This window comes from Paenibacillus sp. GYB003, from assembly GCF_036577625.1.
Classification (GTDB): domain Bacteria; phylum Bacillota; class Bacilli; order Paenibacillales; family NBRC-103111; genus Paenibacillus_AB.
Genome location: NZ_JARBDC010000088.1, coordinates 145,341 through 162,290, shown reverse-complemented (window position 1 = coordinate 162,290; position 16,950 = coordinate 145,341). Strand labels below are relative to the sequence as shown.

The window sequence follows — 16,950 nt, the reverse complement described above, 5'->3', positions numbered from 1 at the left end:
CAAAAACGAATAAAGAGCCGGGCATCGCCCCTATCCGATTGCACTTGTCGGCGGCACAGCTGATCCCATCACGCAATCGGAGGAATCGAATGAAACCAATCAGGGAATCGGATTTGCCGGGAATCGGCCGTAAATACGAAATCGAAACGCAGTCGCGGGAGCGGTTCGTCATCGTCGTGCACGACGACGGCCGACGCGAAATTTATACGCCGGATCCGCACGATCCGGACGAAACGGTTTCCGTCGCGACGTTCCAAGACGACGAAGCGAGGGCGATCGGAGCGATTCTCGGCGGCATGAACTACAAACCGAAGGCGCTCGAAACGATCGAAGTGGCGCTGAACGATCTGATCATCGAATGGTACCGGATCGACGGCGACTATCCGTCCGTCGGGCTGTCGATCGGCGAGCTGGACGTTCGCCGCAAAACGGGGGCGAGCATTATCGCCGTCGTCTATCCGGACCAAACGCATCAAATCAATCCGGGTCCGGAGTATAAGCTGAAGGGCGGCAGCACGCTCGTCGTCGCCGGCGAACGGAACCAGCTCAAGGTGCTCAAGCAGCTGCTGACGCACGGAGGTCGATAATATGGACCATCTCGTGCTGGAGATCGGGCTCGCCGTCGTATTGATCGCCGTAGCCGGCTTGTTGTCGGCCAAGCTCAAATTTTCGGTCATCCCTTTCTACATTTTGGTCGGCATGGCGGTCGGACCGCACGCTCCGAAATGGGGCGTGTTCGACTTCCGCTTTATCGACAGCGCGCCGCTTATCGAATTTATGGGGCGGCTCGGCGTATTGTTTCTGCTGTTTTATTTGGGACTCGAATTTTCCGTCGGCCGGTTGATCAAGTCGGGCCGTTCGATCGTCGTCGGCGGCACGATTTATATCGCGATCAATTTTACGCTCGGCCTGGCGTTCGGCTTGCTGGCTTCGCTGCCGTTCAAGGAAATGCTCGTCGTCGCCGGCATTACGACGATATCGTCCAGCGCCATCGTGGCGAAGGTGCTCGTCGATTTGAAGCGGACGGCGAATCCGGAAACGGAAATGATTCTAGGCATCATTATGTTCGAGGACGTCTTTCTCGCCGTCTATATTTCGATATTGTCCGGACTCGTGCTCAGCGGCTCGACCTCGTTCGCCGGAGTGGCCGTTTCGGCGCTTGTGGCGCTCGTCTTCATGCTCGCCGTGCTCGTGATCGGCCGCAAGGCGGTGCCGCTTCTGAACAAGGCGCTCGACATTCGCTCGAACGAGCTGTTTCTGCTCGTCATTTTCGGCGGCCTGATGGTCGTCGCCGGCTTCTCCGAAACGATTCACGTCGCGGAAGCGATCGGCGCGCTGCTCGTCGGCCTCGTGCTGGCGGAAACCGAGCATATGAAACGGATCGAGCATCTCATTTTGCCGTTTCGCGACTTTTTCGGCGCGATGTTCTTTTTCAGCTTCGGCCTGACGATCGACCCGACGACGCTCGGCGGCGCCGTATGGCTGTCGCTGGGGGCGGTGCTGCTGACGCTTGTCGGCAACTTCGTCGCCGGTTTGCTCGCCGGACGAAGCGCGGGCTTGTCGCCGAAGGCGTCGGTCAATATCGGGCTGACGATCGTCTCCCGCGGCGAATTTTCGATCGTCATGGCGAATCTCGGCAAAGCCGGCGGCTTGTTGGCGATATTGCAGCCGTTCGCCGCCTTGTACGTGCTCATTTTGGCGATTCTCGGTCCGCTGCTGACGAAGGAGTCGAAACGGATTTACAATTTGCTCTACGCCGGACGGTCGCGAGCCGGAACGAAGGAAGGCGCCAAGCAGCCGGTCGAACGGGCCCAGCCCGAACGGCGGGAAGGGTGAGCCGATGCGGGGAGCGATGAACGCCTGTGGACGTCCGTACCGCTTCGGGAGACCGCTCCGGTTCGGCCTGCTGTCGCTGCTTTCTTTGGCCGCCGGGGCGATACTCGTCGCCGTCGGGCTCGAGCTGTTTTTGAAGCCGAACCGGCTCGTGCCGGGCGGCGCCCAGGGCATTTCGGTGTTGCTGTCGCATATGACGGAAATGCGGCTCGGCTTGTTTTTGTTCGTCGTCAACGTTCCGTTCGTGTTTGCGGGGGGAGCGGGGAAGGCGAGAGGCTCCGCCGTCGTCCGCCTGGCCGCGCTCGGCGCCATCGCCGTGCTGACGCTGCTGCTCGATCCGATACCGCCGCTGACGGAGCATTCGCTCGCCGCCTCGCTGCTGGGCGGGCTTGCCCTCGGCTGCGGCGCGGGGCTGATCGTCCGGACGGGAAGCTACACGGACGGCGTAAACGAGGCGGTGTTTTGGCTCAAGCGGAAAATCCGGCTTTCCATCGCCGAGCTCGTCATGCTGATCAATTTGTCGATCCTGGCGATCGCCGGGCTGCTGTTCGGCTGGGACCAGGCGCTGTACTCCGTCATCGCCTATTTCGTCGCCTACAAGTCGCTGCGTTATACGATGCGAGGCGGGCACCGCTATACGGTCGTCCGCATACGCGGCGGCCGCCGCGAGGCGATCCGGTCGGATTTGCGCCGGCTGCTCGGCCCCGACTGCCCGTTCGTCGCTCCGGACGACGAAGGAACGACGGTTATCGTCGCCCGGGAGCAGGAAGCGCGCATCCTCGAGCTGGTGCGCGATACCGATCCGTCGGCGACCGTCAGCATGACGCCGTTCGACAGCGTGCGGGACGAAGTGTATCGATAGCGACACGCCCCTTTTTCGCGGATTTGCAGGCCGGTTCGTTTCAAAAAGTGCAAAACATCGGACCGCGAAGATAAAGATTGTTCGTCCCGGACCGTTTAAGATGAAACCATGAAACGAATCGCCTGACGACACATACGCGGAAGAGGGGTATTTGGGGTATGAGCAAAATTCGACTTGGCATTATCGGCTGCGGCGGGATGGCCGGCTCGCATTCCGGCGGCTTTCATCATTTGGCGGACCGGGTGGAAATCGCGGCGACCTGCGACATCGATCCGGAACGCGCGAAACAAGCGGCGGAAAAAACGGGGGCCTCCCTCGCCGTAACCGACTACCGCGAGCTGCTCGATCACGTGGATGCGGTGCTCGTCGTGCTGCCGCACGATTTGCACTTCGAAGTCGGCATGGCCTGCTTGAAGGCGGGCAAGCACGTTCTGATGGAGAAGCCGATGTGCAATACGGAGGCGGAATGCATCGAGCTGATCGAGACGGCCGACCGCTTGGGCCAAGTATTGATGACCGCTTATCCGGTCCGCTTTTGGCCGATCGTTCTGAAGCTGAAGGAATTGATCGATTCGAAAGCGTACGGCGACTGCTTCCAAATGTCCGTCTGGACGGAGCAATTTACCCGTTATCACGACGGCCATTGGGCGCATTCCGCATCGCGGCTCGGCGGCGGCCAGTTTTTCAGCCACGGCTGCCATTACGTCGATCTGCTGCTTTGGTTTCTCGGCCGGCCGGTTCGCGGCACGCATATCGGGACGAACTTCGGGACGCCGTGGATGGAGAAGGAAGGCACGAGCAACGTAACGATCGAATTCGAAAACGGCGCGCTCGGCTACCATTTCGGCACTTGGGGGGCGCGCGGCACGAAGCTCGGCTGGAGCATCCACGCCCACTGCACCGAAGGGATGCTCGAAATCAACTTGGCCGATAAAAAGCTGTACGCGCATACGCACATCAAGGAAGAGAGGGCGAACCTCGACACCGAATCGCGCACCAAAGTGCTGTACGAGGCGGACGCGTCGGGCAAGTTCACCCATCACGAGCTGGAGCATTTCCTCGACTGCATCGCCGCCGGCTCGCGTCCGATTACGGACGGACCGGGCAGCCTGCAAGGGCTGCGCGTCATCTGGAGGCTGTACGAGGCCGAGCGGAACAACACGGTCGCCGACCTGCGCGGGCTCGGGTTGGATGAGGATTGGCGGGCCGTCGGTTCGGGGCGGTAAGGAGATGATGGAGCCGAGTGCGGCGAACATTCGGCTATAGAGTCGGCTTGGGTGGGTCAATCCCTTCCAGGCTGCGGAAGTAAAGACCCACCCCCGTCGGCGCTAACCTGGGGTGGGTTTTTGCTTATCGATAAAGAAAGTCTACCTTCGCTAACGCACTGAAGCGAAGGGCGACATTGTTTACAAGAACAAGCTACCGCTAAAACACGGATGCACATCATCGAAAGGTTTCGATAGAAGCATCATCCCGTGGTATGGATGCGGGCCTTTTGAAGCTTTTTGATAGCAAACGAAAAGAACGTTAAAGCATGAGGCGAGCGGCGCCTTTCGTTTCTGCGTCCGGCTTCTCGGTATCCTACCGGGCCGTCGGAATGGATGAACGGGAAAACCTCCGGTTAACCCGCTCTCGTTTAGGTTTGGTGTCGAAATACCGGGAGAAGCTCCCGATAAAATGGCATAGTATCGGCGAAAAGCGCGGTTTGCACGAATTTAGCGGGATGTTTTCCCGTTGTTTTGCCCGCAAGCGGGAATTGACCGAAAATAACGGGAACATTTCCATCTCGCTCCCTGCTCCGCTATCGTTTCGGCACAACCTTTGCACGGAAAAGACCGTCCGTCCCGACCTTCGCTTAAGCGCCGAAGCCGGAGCGGGTTTCCTGCTGCCGTGGCGGGAAACGGCGAGATCGGCTCGGTTGACCTGCGCCGGCGTCGTCGGGAGTTGGAGCGAGAGGGCGAGCACGGGTCAGCGGCGGGACGGGCCCAACCTAAGTGTCTAACGGACATGGCGGCCGCTAATGAGCCTCATTTCGGCTTATTTTTTTCTAACGGACACAGGCGCACCTATTTGGCGAAAAACCCCCTTTTGGACGGCGGTTCGGAGCAAATAAGCGCAACCGTGTCCGTTACGATTGGAAAACGGCCGATTTTCGCGAAATAAGCGCCGTGGCGTCCGTTACGTTTCGGAAGCCGCTGTTTTCGCTCATCCTCGAAATACGTCGATAGAAGCTTTTCTTACTTTCTTACTTCTTTTCCGCATTTAGGGCAAAACCGGTAGGAAGCATCGCTCACTTTATGACCGCAAAAAGGACAGTAATTCACTTCATCATGGTTTTGGTTATCCGCAAAGCTGTTGCGCTTTCGATTGGAAGATTCCATATGAAACCGATCCAATGGATCCGGTTCTTCGTTGTTTTCGGTTATGTCGAACAAAGACATCCGGTTCGCTCCGGTCGCATTTTTGAGATGATAGATGCCTTGAATAACGGCTAACCCGACGAAAACGATCCCGAACAAGACGAAAAAAACCGGGGCTCCCATACTGGCCGCCGCAATGGTCCAGACGATCCCGAATACCCCTACGGCAACGCTTCCGATCGCCCCCATTGCGGATGGGCCGCGCCCGGGCTTTATGCTTTTCATGAAAGAACCCCCTTCTACGTATACTTCAACTTGCCGCCTTACGCATCCGATCGCCCCGGTTCCCATCCTGTTTCTTGGGACCAACGATGAGCGTTCCGCATGATTTCCCAGACAACGGGCCCTTTGCCTTCGACGTACTTGGGGCGGTCGTTTTTGAACAATCCCATAAGCCGGTGCTTTTCCCCGGCATATTTCAAACAATCCCCCGGATGTTCCCGCAAGTAATCCCGAAACAATAAGGTCATTTGTTCCGAAAAGCTGCCCGTGTGCCTCACATGAATATGGGTTCTTCGGCTTCCCGGAGCTTCCCGAAAATATGTCTTGGTTCGATCCGGATTATCTCTTCGCAGCACGAAGCCGAGGTTTTCCATTATTGTAATATAGCGATCTTCGTTTTCGAAGTTTGCAACCGAAATTTGGATATCGATGATCGGTTTGGCCTCCATCCCGACAATGGACGTCGAGCCCACATGGTCGATCCGAACCGCGATTTCCCGAAGCGCTTCTCTAAGCCGAGTGCCGATCGTCCGAAACAAAATGTTCCACTCGGGATCGTATTTCGCAATTCTCCATTGGTCTTCCATCGCAATCTCTCCTTTATCCCATTCAGGACGATCACTGCCATTTCATTTCGCTCTTACTGTTTTTGCCGAATATCCCGAAGCCCTCCGAGTATGTTTTATCGAAAAACATCGGCAACCGTTCCTTCAATCCCTCCGCAAGCGGGAGAGCGGAAAGCTCGTCTTTATGGACCCAGCGCAGCTTGCCTTCTTCCGATTGCTCCAGCAGTCGGCCGGAAAAGGTTTGCGTCCGGTAGCTGAAAACCAAATATTTGTCGCGGGTGTCTTCGTTAAACCAATAAATAACCCCGCACAATTCAAGGTTCGATACGATCAAGCCCGTCTCTTCGCGAATTTCCCTCACGGTGGAATCGATAATGCTTTCCCCGTCCTCGATATGCCCTCCCGGGAACGCAAGTCCTTTCCAGGATTTGATTCGTTCCTGGACCAAAACCCGGTTTGTGTCCGGATCGTATATCATGCACATATTGGTCAGCGTAACATTCGGCAAGCGCAACACCCCTGGTTGATAGATTTCGTTTAATTAAACATACCACATCGGGCATTATCGTTTCAGCCATTCGGATTTTTATAGTCGTACACTTCGAATATATCGTAAGTTTCTCTTTACTTCCGCTTTCGGAAAGGTACACTGGACAGTAACGATTAACGGAGGTGCTCGATCATGTCAAAACTATGCCGACGCATTCAAAACCAGAGCAAGGAAAAAGAAAGAACGGCAGGACGGCGCGAACGAACGGGTTAAAAAGAAACGCATAACGTGCAGTCCGAAATATCCGTGCGGCGTGCCGTCTGCCTGAAACCGAAAGGCGGAACAAGACAGTATGATCAATCGCGCGTCGCAGTTATACATGGTGATGAGATTTACGGCTTCGCTCGCCAACAGTACGATGTTTACGACCTATGCCCTGTATTATATCGGAACGCTCGGGTTGAATCCGTTCGAGCTGCTGCTTGTCGGGACCGTGCTGGAAATAACCGTGCTCCTGTTCGAGGGCATTACGGGCGTAGTCGCGGACACGTCCGGCCGGCGTTTGTCGGTCATTTGCGGGATGTTTACGCTCGGGGCCGGCTTCTTACTGCAAGGGGGCGTTCCTTGGCTCGAGGCGGCGATCCCCGTTATGCCGGTGCTCGGTTGGATTTTGATCTCGCAAGTCGTATTCGGCATCGGCGAAACGTTCATCAGCGGGGCCCAGACGGCTTGGATCGCCGACGAGGCGGGCGAGGAGCAGGTCGGGCGCCTGTTTATGCGCGCGAATCGCCACTCGCTGCTCGCCGCGTTGGCCGGCATCGCGCTCAGCGTCGGCTTGTCGGTTATGGCGCCGCATTTGCCGTTTCTGGTCGGCGGCATGCTGTATGCCGGTTTGGGCTTCGTGCTTGTCGTCTATATGAAAGAAACGAAATTCGAACGAGCGGAGCGGGCCGACGGCTCCTCGTATTTCCGCGAAATGAAAACGACGTGGCTGTCCGGGGTTCGCGTCGTACGCACGAAGCCGGTGCTGATGACGATCGTCGTCGTCAGCGTGCTCGGCGGGGCGGCTTCGGAAGGCTACGACCGGCTGTGGGAGGCGCATTTGATCGCCGAAATCGGTTTTCCGGACCATGTTCCGCTGTCGATGGCGGTATGGTTCGGCGTCATCTCCGTCCTGACTACGGTGCTCAGCCTGCTCGCCGTTCGGATCGCCGAGAAGCGGCTCGATATGGGCGACAGCCAGCAAGTGGCAACGGGCATGTTCGTGCTGACCGGGCTGCGGATCGCCGCAATCGTTTCGTTTGCGTTTTCGCCCGGCTTTGCCTGGGCGCTCGGCTCCGTGCTCGCGTTCGGCATCGTCCGGGCGCTCGGCGGGCCGATTTACGATACTTGGCTGAACGCCAACATCGACGGCAAAGTGCGCGCGACCGTGCTCTCGATGATCGGCCAGTCCGATGCGCTGGGGCAAACGGCGGGCGGCCCGTTCGTCGGACTCGTCGGAGAGCGCTACTCGATCCGGGCGTCGCTCGTCGTCGCCGCCGCGCTGCTGTCGCCGCTGCTGTTCGTATTCGGCCGCGTGCTGCGGCGCAGGCGGACATAGCAGCAATAAAAGCTAAAGGCGTTCGCCGTCGAGGTCGATGCCTTTAGCTTTTTTTGGCGTCTCCGCTGCCGGTTGCGAATATAGCGGACGTTCGGGACCGCTATTTGCGACCGAAAGGCTGCGTTTTGGTTAAATCGGCAGCGGGAGGGACGAAATTCCACGTGCAGGGCGGGGGCCTTGCAAGACTATCGTCCGGGAAAACATCCAACCCCCGGTCCGTTCAACGCACCTTGGCGATTCCGCTATACTGAAGCCTGAAGCAACGTTAACGGCTTATACAACGCGGATCGGAGAGCTGCATGCATGGAATGGATGAACGCGCTTTTTGAGCAGTACGGTTACTATTTGCTTTTCTTCGGTTTGTTTGCGGAGTCTCTCGCGCTGCCGTTTCCCGGCGAGTTGGCGATGGCGCTGTCCGGTCATTCCGCTTATCTGGGAACTTCCTCTTTGCCGCTCGACATGCTGTCTTCGTATACGGGCGCCGTAATCGGCACCGTATTGACTTACACGCTCGGCCGCAGGCTGGGGACGCCTTTTTTCGAAACGTACGGCAAGTACGTGTTTCTGAGCCGGGAGCGAATCGATAAGCTCGCCGCATGGTTCGGCAAATACGGAAACAAGCTCATTCTGGTCAGTTACTTCGTTCCCGGCTTGCGGCATTTTACCGGCTACGTGTCCGGCATTTTGAACGTTCGTCGCGGCGCCTTCCTGCTGTACACCCATTTGGGCGCTTTGGTCTGGGTCATTTTCTACGTTTCGATCGGCCGTATATTCGGCCCGCAGCTCGAGCAGCTGCTCCATACGGTTTCGGCTTACTCGTGGCGGGCGCTTGTCTTCCTAACAGTCGGCATAGCCGTCCTGCTGGTCAAAAAGCACCGGGCGAAGCTGCTGAAGGAGAAAGAGCGGATCGAGGCCCGGCAAGATCGGTCCGAGTGCGCGGCCCCTTAAGCAAGGAGCTGCGAAAGCCGGCATCAAAAGGGAGCCCGCTGCTCCTATCCGTCCCGGACGCTCCGCGGGAATCGTGTCATCGCGAAGCGCCCGGGTTTTGATGCGTCCTCGAAAACTGACATATCGGGTGATATTCGGAGAAAAGCGGAGCGAATGGTGTGAAAGGTGCTGTTCGGCCTTCGTTTGCTTTGAAAATTGCACGAATTTGTGATATTATGGCAGTACAGAGATTCGGGCAGAGGGGGAGAAGCTTATGATTGCATCCGCAGCGATTCGCAACTACTTGAAGCTGATTGTCGCATTCGCGCTTCTCTGGTCGTTCCTCATGCCGACGATCGAAACGGTCGTCACCCCGGTCTCCAGTTCCATTCCCGCCGTATCCTCGGGAACGTCCGGCTGCCTGATCGCCGGCGTCCTGAACCAAAGCTTCGAGAAGCCGGACGAAGCGCTGCCGATCGCGGCGTTATCCGTCACCGTATTCTCGCTCGTTCGGCAAGTTTCCTCTTTTCGGCTTAGGATAACCCGGGCCATTCCCCTCCTGATGAAGAGCATGCTGCTTCGTCCGATCAAATTTACTTCAAATTACGTCGCCGTCTAGCGACGCTGTTCGCGAAAGCGCGATTTTTGGCGAAGCGACAAGCTTCCGCCGAAACGTCAATTTGCCGCAGCCGTAGAGGCTTATTTGTCGTGCCGTTTGATCCGTACATTGCATGCCGAGGCATATCGTTTTGCGATTTCAGTTGTGAATTTCGTCGCAATTGCCGCGAAAAAGCTACCGGGAGGTTACCGATGAAAACAGACACCGTATCGCTGCACAAGACGCAGCCGCAGCCCATACATTCGCAAATGACCCGTACGCAGTTTGTTCAAAGAGTGCTGTTCATCACGTTCGGCGCCGCGCTGTTCTCGGTCGGACTGGAAATTTTTCTCGTCCCGAACAACATTATCGACGGAGGCATCGTCGGCATCTCGATTATCGCGTCCGCGTTGTCCGGCTGGCCGCTGGGCATCTTCCTGCTGCTTCTCAATATTCCGTTCTTTTATTTGGGCTATAAGCAAATCGGCAAAACGTTCGCCTTTTCGACGCTGTACGCCGTAATCGTCATGTCGGCGGGCACCTGGCTTCTCCATTCCGTCAAACCGCTGACGGACGATCCGCTGCTCGCCGCGGTGTTCGGCGGCATCATACTCGGCGTCGGCGTCGGCATGGTCATCCGCTTCGGCGGCTCGCTCGACGGGACGGAAATCGTCGCGATTTTGGTTACGAAAAAGTCGCCGTTTTCGGTCGGCGAAATCGTCATGTTTTTCAACGTGTTCATTCTGGCGAGCGCCGGATTCGTATTCGGCTGGGATCGCGCGATGTACTCGCTGATCGCCTATTTCATCGCCTACAAAATGATCGACGTCATTATCGAAGGGTTCGACGAGTCGAAGTCGGTCTGGATCATCAGCGAGAGGCACGACGACATCGGCCAGGCGATCATCCAGCGTCTCGGCCGGGGCGTTACGTATTTGCACGGCGAAGGCGCCTTTACCGGCGGGGAGAAGCGGGTCATCTTCTGCGTCATTACGCGGCTGGAGGAAGCGAAAATGAAGTCGATCGTGGAAGAGATCGATCCTTCGGCGTTTCTCGCGGTCGGCAACATCCATGACGTCAAGGGCGGCCGCTTCAAGAAAAAAGACATCCACTGATTTCGCGCGCCGCGCGAAAGCGAAAACAGCCTCGCCATGGCCGATCCGGCTAGGGCGGGGCTTTTGCAATCGTAAGACAGGTAGGCCGCTGGGTGTATGCCATCGCCGCGAAAAGGCGTTAATATGCGACCTTGAACCGATCATTCGATTCATAGTTATTGCTTCGGAAGCAAAGCATAATCTCGAACTTCTTCATCGGTGCAAAAAACGATATGGCATGTCGCCGGAAAACCGGAGGCTTTTCAGCAGTTTGCATTTCATAATTCCAACATACGGTGGTGTCCCCTTGTGAACATGCAACCGGTCGATCCTTCGTTTTTCCGACAAACGACGCTTGATTTGGCAAAATCGCTGCTTGGCATGCTGCTTGTCAAAGAAACGGAGGCGGGAACGGCGTCGGGTTGGATTGTCGAAACGGAAGCGTACGTCGGGCCCGGCGACCGAGCCGCGCATAGTTACGGAAATCGCAGAACGAAACGAACCGAGGTCATGTTCGGACCTCCGGGGTTTGCCTATACGTATAGGATGCATACGCACTGCCTTTTGAATGTCGTAAGCGGGCCAATCGGCCATCCGGAAGTCGTGTTGATCCGTTCCGTCGAGCCTTATACCGGAATCGAGCTGATGCGCGAACGCCGCGGCTTCGACCGGAAATTGCAGGAGCTCGCTAACGGCCCCGGCAAATTGACGAAATGCCTCGGCATCAGCATCGAAGATTACGGCAGGCCGCTATTTGAAAGCCCTCTGTTTATTGCGGAAGGGAGAAAAGTATCGGCGATCTCCGTCGGTCCGAGAATCGGTATCGAAAATAGCGGCGAAGCCAAGCATTACGAATGGCGGTTTTGGGAGAAGGACAGCCCGTTTGTGCCGAAAAAAGGATTCGGCTACAAATAAAACATAGATGATACTGCATGGATCTTTATGATCGACGAAAAACGGCGGGATTGGGCCGGATAGTGCGCGAAAGAGCACTATAGGCGCAGCGAAGGAGGGGGGCGCCGCTGCTGCGAGGCCGATAGTGCGCGAAAGAGCACTATCCGCTCAGCGAAGGAGGGGGGCGCCGCTGCCCCTCCGCGAAACAGCCCCCTCAAAAGCCGGCCTCGCTTCGGGAGGCGGCTTTCGGCGATACGATGCGGTCGCGGCGGTACTCGCCCGGCGTAAGGCCGGTCAGCCGGCGGAACATGCGCGTGAACGAGTTGGCGTTCTGGTAGCCGACTTTCGCGGCGATGTCCTGAATTTTGTCCTCGGTCTGCTCCAGCATCGCCTTCGCTTTGCCGATCCGGTACTCGTTCAAGTAATCGCCCAAATTTTGCCCCGTCTTCTCCTTGAAATAGTTGCGCAAATAGCCGGTCGAAATGTTCAGCTTATCCGCGATCAAATCTTGGTAAATATCGTCCCCGTAATGCTCCTCGATAAAGCCGACGACGAAGTCGACGATCGGGTCGCGCGCCTCCCGCTTCTCCCGGACGAGCGCGGCCGCCTGGCTGAGCAGCCGTTCGAAAAACGCCGCATACTGCGAGGCGAAGACGAACCGCTCGATCTCGTCGAACGGCGAGCTGTCGGAGCGGAGCGCCTGCGTATCGACTTTGTGCGCCATCAGCGCCATGAGCGTCTTCGAAATGAGGTCGCCGGCGAACTGCTTGTATTGCCAGGCCGTGGCTCCGCTTTTGTCGAGCCGGTGCAGCAAGCCGTGCAGGAGCGAATGAAGCTGCCCCTCGTTGCCCGCCTCCAAATGGGCGGCGAAGCATCGTTCCTCCTCGGCCGTCCAGACGACGAGCGTCTCGGCCGGCCCGGTCTCGTCGACGATTTGCGTCTCGTCGTTCAGCTTGCGGCGGCGCACCATCTCGCACGCGGCTTCGTAAGCGGACGTAAACTCCGACGGCTCCCACAGCCGCTTCTGGCAGGCGATCGTCAAATGGTAGTACGCCTTGTCCTGATCGAACACCCGCTTGAAATAGTCCAGCTTTTCCGCCAGCTCGGCGGAAGCGTCCCGCTCCGAGAACAAGATCGACAAAATGCGGTCTTTCTCGATTTGGATCGTGACCGAGTCGGGGAACGTTTCGGTCACGTTCAAATTGATGAATTCCAAAAAATACGTCGCCTTGAGCGGAGGTTCGGTTCCGAGCCGCTCGTAATCGCGCGTATAATCGATGTGGAACATGATAAAATGAAACGGTCGCCGCGTATCGACGAGCGTCTGCATATCGTGATCGGCCGGCTGAATGCTTTTGATTTTGTCGAGGTAGCCGTATTTTTGCAGCAGCGTGTTTTTGCGATGAACCGTCTCGATGATTTGCTCCAGCCCTTCGCTGATGACGTTGAACTCGTGGATCGAGCTGCCGTGCCGGATCGCCGGGTTCATCTGGCGCAGCGCCTCGACGATGCGCTGCACCGGATTTTTGAAGCGGACGCTGAGCAGCACGGAAATGGCGACGCTGATCAGGACGGACAGCGCGAACAGCGACAGCAGCAGGACGTTCATTTTGGCCAGCTGCGAGGCGAGCGCCGCGTTCGGGATGACGGCGACATACGTTAATCCGGATACGGAGCCCTTTTGATAAAAAAAGTAATCGTCGCCGTGCTTCATGTACGAAGCGTCCGGGGCCAGCCGCGGCAGTTCGCCGGGACGATCCCCCGTGCCGTAAAGCAGGCGGCCGTCGCCGGACAGCACGTAAAACGGATTGCCGGCCGGATCGCGGACGGGTGCGAACATCCGCTCCGCATCGATAAGCGCGCCGACATAAAATTGGCTGCCGATCCGGCTTTTGACGATAACCGGAACGTAGCGGCCGTTCTGCGAGCCGATATCGCTCCGGAATTTGCGGAACTCCGCCGACGGGAACGCGCGGAAATGAAAGTCTTCGGCGAATTGCTTCGCCCAAAAGTCGGCTCCGTACGTGCCGCTGACGTAATATTTGCCGAACATGTCCTCCGCGCGCGTATAACCGTTTTTGTCGATGACGAATCCTTTTTCCTTGAAATAAATGAACACGTTTTCAAGGTCGAGGTTGTAATTGCCGACGATCGACTTGAAATCGTCCGCCAGCTCGTTGACGATCGGGAAGTCGGAATCGATGTTTCCTTTTTGCAGCGCCGTAACGACGTTGTCGAAATAGTAGCGGGTGAGCAGGTCGTCGAGCTGACCGAGCTGCTTCTCGTAGCCGTCCGCCGTTTTGGACAAGCCGAGCGAGCTGGAATGAATCAATTGATCGCGCATTTGGGTGTAAAAAAACCGGTAAGCGAATACGTTGAACGCGAAGGAGATAAAGATGACGACTATAAATCCGAGCAGCAGCTTGGCGAATAAAGATTTCCCGTTGATTCGGATGCGTCGATTCACGTCGTTTCCTCCCGTTTCTCGTAAGCGATTGCATGTTTCCCCCGCGCTCAAACGGAAATGACGGGGGGTTCTTTTGTATTATAGTGCATACGGCGGTTTTGGGCCATCTTCGGCGAATATTCCGTTTCGCAACTCTTATTCCGGAAAGCACAAAAATGGCGCAAACCGCCGCGAAACCGCCGTTTCGGAATAAGTCCGGCGAAATGGATCGTTGCCTGCGCCTTGGGGCGGAGCTACGATGGGCGTAAGGAATTCCCGCACGCAGACGGGATCCGCCATATCGATATAAGGAAGGGGACAACGAACAGCATGAAAAAAACATGGAAGCTGCTCGTCGGCATCAGCTTGGTAGCGGTTCCAATGCTCGCCGCCTGCGGCAAAACGGACCAGGCCGGATCGGCGCCGCCGGCGGACCGGGACAAGCCCGGCGCGGCCAAGTCGGTGCCGGAGAAGTACGATCCGCCGATCGAGCTCACGACGGTAAACTACAGCTTTCCGACGACGAAATTTTTCAACGGGGAAGACATCAACAACAACATTTGGACGCGCACGCTGCTGGAGAAATACGGCATCAAAGTGAAAACGAACTGGTACGTGCCGTCGACCGAATACGAGAAGAAGACGAACCTGATGATCGCCTCGGGCGACATTCCGAACTTTTTCGCCGCGACCCCGCAGCAGTTCCGGCAGCTGTACGAAGCCGGGCAGCTCGAGGACATGACGAAGCTGTACAACGATTATGCGCCGGAGTCGATCAAGAAGGTGATGCGCGAAGCCGGGGATACAGTGCTCAAATCGGCGACGTTCGACGGCAAGCTGATGGCGATTCCGTGGACCGGGGTGGCGAAGGAAGGGCCGGCCATTTTGTGGATCCGCAAAGACTGGAAGGAGAAGCTGAAGCTGCCCGATCCGAAGACGATCGACGATCTCGTCGCGATCGCCGATGCGTTTACGAAACAAGATCCGGACGGCAACGGCAAAGACGATACGTTCGGTCTCGCGATGGATAAAGAGCTGAATATGGCGGCCGGCTTTATGAACGGCTTCGGCGCCTATACCAACGACTTTTGGCTGAAAGACTCGTCCGGCAGCCTCGTATACGGCGATATTCAGCCGCAGATGAAGCAGGCGCTGACGAAGCTGAACGAGATGTACAAAGCCGGCCATTTCGATCCGGAGTTTATCGTCAAGGATACGAACAAGGTGAACGAAAGCATCGGCACCGGCAAAATCGGGATGATGATCGGCGGCCGCGGCTCGGCCAACTCGCCGCTCGTCTCGCTGACGCCGAACCAGGAATGGCAGGCGTATGCGATGCCGACCGTGGACGGGAAGCCGTTCATGGCGCAGCTGCCGCTCAATACGTTCGGCTACTATTGGGTCGTCAAGAAAGGGACGAAAAACCCGGAAGCGATTTTCAAAATGATGGACTTCTGGCTGCAAACGTACTACTACAACAAATCCGAGGACGTGTACTACAAATATATCGTGCCGAGCAAGGAAGACCAGTCGGCGATCTGGACGTATTCGCCGGTCAAAATTTATTTGCCGGACAACAATATCGAGAACTACCGGCAGGCGACCGCCGTGCTGGACGGCAAGCTGAAGCCCGAGGAGCTGTCCCCGGAACGGAAAAAGGTGTACGACCGGATCATGCTGTACAAGGGCGGCCAAAAAAACTTGTGGGGCGAATTCGCGCAAAACGGGCCCGGCGGGTCGGCCGGCATCATCGACCAAATCATCAAGGAAGACCGGTTCGTGCCGAACCAGTTTTACACGACGCCGACGGCGACGATGGCCGAGCGGAACGAGCAGCTCAAAAAGCTGCGCACGGAAACGTTCGTGAAAATCGTGACCGGCAATCTCGGCATCGACGCCTTCGACAAATACGTGAGCGACTGGAAAAAGCAGGGCGGCGACATCATTACGAAGGAAGTTAACGACTGGTACGCCACCCAGAACAAATAATCGCCGCGCCCTTCGGCCGGATGATCCGTTCATCCGGCCCCGGCGGCGGTTCGCACCGAAAGGAGAGTCAGATGAAATCGATTCGCGCCGCCAAACGACTCCGGGAGCTGCCGCTCCATCTGATGATACTGCCGGCCGCCGTCATCGTCTTTATTTATCATTACATTCCGATGTTCGGGCTCGTCATGGCGTTTCAAAAATATATTCCGGTCAAGGGCATATTCGGCTCGGAGTGGGTCGGGCTGCGCAATTTCGCGTACGTCTTCAGCCTGCCGAGCACGCTCGAGGTGTTTTGGAACACGATCTTTATCGCGGTGATGAAAATCGTCGCCGGGCTCGTCGTCCCGATCGTCACGGCGCTGCTGCTGAACGAGCTGCGCAAGGTGGCGTTCAAGCGGACGGTGCAGACGCTCATTTATTTGCCGCACTTTTTGTCGTGGACGATTCTCGCCGGCATCCTGATCGACATACTGTCTCCGGGCCAAGGGATCGTCAACAAGGTGCTCGGCGCGGTCGGGATCGGGCCGATCTTTTTTCTCGGGGACAACGCCTGGTTCCCGTATACGATCGTCATCTCGAACGAATGGAAGGAATTCGGCTTCAGCACGATCGTGTATTTGGCCGCGCTCGCCGGCGTCGATCCGGCGCTGTACGAATCGGCCGTCATCGACGGCGCGGGCCGGTGGCGGCAAACGTGGCACATTACGCTGCCGGGCATCCGGCCCGTCATCATCCTGCTCATGACGCTCAGCCTCGGGCAAGTGCTTAACGCCGGGTTCGAGCAAATTTTCAACCTGTACAGTCCGTACGTTTACGAAAGCGGCGACATTATCGATACGATGGTGTACCGGATGGGGCTGGAAAACGCCCAATACAGCATCGCTACCGCGGTCGGCCTGCTGAAATCGGTCGTCTCGCTCGTTCTCATTTCCGTTTCGTATTTGCTCGCCTATCGGCTGGCGAACTATCGCATCTTTTAACGCGGCCGGCGATATCGGCTTCGCTTCAG

Annotated in this window: 15 protein-coding genes; 11 read left to right on the top strand and 4 right to left on the bottom strand. The window is 57.1% G+C overall.

Going from position 1 to position 16,950, the window contains the following annotated elements; translation table 11 throughout:
* Positions 1-89: 89 nt before the first annotated feature.
* The 4 genes from PV407_RS28260 (at position 90) to PV407_RS28245 (ending at position 3,921) form a co-directional block, all read left to right on the top strand.
* Positions 90-587 carry a cation:proton antiporter regulatory subunit gene (locus tag PV407_RS28260; RefSeq protein ID WP_332093350.1) on the top strand — a complete coding sequence of 166 codons (498 nt, stop codon included), beginning with the start codon at positions 90-92 and terminating at the stop codon, positions 585-587.
* A 1-nt stretch (position 588) separates the two neighbouring features.
* Entirely contained in the window at positions 589-1,836 is a 1,248-nt protein-coding gene (locus PV407_RS28255) for a cation:proton antiporter (RefSeq protein WP_332093349.1), read from the top strand.
* 4 nt (positions 1,837-1,840) lie between these two features.
* The gene (locus PV407_RS28250; RefSeq protein ID WP_332093348.1) at positions 1,841-2,695 is read left to right on the top strand and encodes a YitT family protein; all 855 of its coding nucleotides are present in this window, start codon (positions 1,841-1,843) and stop codon (positions 2,693-2,695) included.
* A gap of 158 nt (positions 2,696-2,853) precedes the next feature.
* Positions 2,854-3,921, top strand: coding sequence for a Gfo/Idh/MocA family protein (locus PV407_RS28245; RefSeq protein ID WP_332093347.1), 1,068 nt, complete (start codon positions 2,854-2,856; stop codon positions 3,919-3,921).
* Positions 3,922-4,932: 1,011 nt separating this feature from the next.
* Here the strand turns inward: PV407_RS28245 and PV407_RS28240 are convergent.
* From PV407_RS28240 to PV407_RS28230, 3 genes are read right to left on the bottom strand one after another with little or no spacing between them, the layout of a single operon-like run.
* Positions 4,933-5,340: a zinc-ribbon domain-containing protein gene (locus tag PV407_RS28240; RefSeq protein ID WP_332093346.1), complete on the bottom strand. Its 408-nt coding sequence runs from the start codon at positions 5,338-5,340 to the stop codon at positions 4,933-4,935.
* 38 nt (positions 5,341-5,378) lie between these two features.
* Positions 5,379-5,924, bottom strand: a complete 546-nt coding sequence (locus PV407_RS28235; RefSeq protein ID WP_332093345.1) for a GrpB family protein — start codon at positions 5,922-5,924, stop codon at positions 5,379-5,381.
* 31 nt (positions 5,925-5,955) lie between these two features.
* Positions 5,956-6,420, bottom strand: coding sequence for an 8-oxo-dGTP diphosphatase (locus tag PV407_RS28230; protein ID WP_332093344.1), 465 nt, complete (start codon positions 6,418-6,420; stop codon positions 5,956-5,958).
* A 325-nt stretch (positions 6,421-6,745) separates the two neighbouring features.
* On the opposite strand from PV407_RS28230, the gene PV407_RS28225 reads away from it, so the two are divergent.
* The 5 genes from PV407_RS28225 (at position 6,746) to PV407_RS28205 (ending at position 11,527) form a co-directional block, all read left to right on the top strand.
* Positions 6,746-7,993, top strand: coding sequence for an MFS transporter (locus tag PV407_RS28225; RefSeq protein WP_332093343.1), 1,248 nt, complete (start codon positions 6,746-6,748; stop codon positions 7,991-7,993).
* A 303-nt stretch (positions 7,994-8,296) separates the two neighbouring features.
* Positions 8,297-8,941, top strand: coding sequence for a DedA family protein (locus PV407_RS28220; protein ID WP_332093342.1), 645 nt, complete (start codon positions 8,297-8,299; stop codon positions 8,939-8,941).
* Positions 8,942-9,194: 253 nt separating this feature from the next.
* Positions 9,195-9,539 carry a hypothetical protein gene (locus PV407_RS28215; RefSeq protein ID WP_332093341.1) on the top strand — a complete coding sequence of 115 codons (345 nt, stop codon included), beginning with the start codon at positions 9,195-9,197 and terminating at the stop codon, positions 9,537-9,539.
* Positions 9,540-9,787: 248 nt separating this feature from the next.
* Positions 9,788-10,633, top strand: coding sequence for a YitT family protein (locus PV407_RS28210; protein WP_332093446.1), 846 nt, complete (start codon positions 9,788-9,790; stop codon positions 10,631-10,633).
* A gap of 294 nt (positions 10,634-10,927) precedes the next feature.
* A complete protein-coding gene (locus PV407_RS28205) occupies positions 10,928-11,527 on the top strand; it encodes a DNA-3-methyladenine glycosylase (protein WP_332093445.1) in 600 nt (199 codons plus the stop codon).
* A 193-nt stretch (positions 11,528-11,720) separates the two neighbouring features.
* On the opposite strand, the gene PV407_RS28200 is transcribed toward PV407_RS28205, so the two are convergent.
* Positions 11,721-13,973 carry an AraC family transcriptional regulator gene (locus PV407_RS28200; RefSeq protein ID WP_332093340.1) on the bottom strand — a complete coding sequence of 751 codons (2,253 nt, stop codon included), beginning with the start codon at positions 13,971-13,973 and terminating at the stop codon, positions 11,721-11,723.
* Between the two features lie 309 nt (positions 13,974-14,282).
* On the opposite strand from PV407_RS28200, the gene PV407_RS28195 reads away from it, so the two are divergent.
* Together PV407_RS28195 and PV407_RS28190 are read left to right on the top strand one after the other, a co-directional pair.
* On the top strand, positions 14,283-15,941 hold the full coding sequence (locus tag PV407_RS28195) for an extracellular solute-binding protein (protein ID WP_332093339.1): 1,659 nt from the start codon (positions 14,283-14,285) through the stop codon (positions 15,939-15,941).
* Positions 15,942-16,012: 71 nt separating this feature from the next.
* Entirely contained in the window at positions 16,013-16,921 is a 909-nt protein-coding gene (locus PV407_RS28190; RefSeq protein WP_332093338.1) for an ABC transporter permease, read from the top strand.
* Positions 16,922-16,950 lie beyond the last annotated feature (29 nt).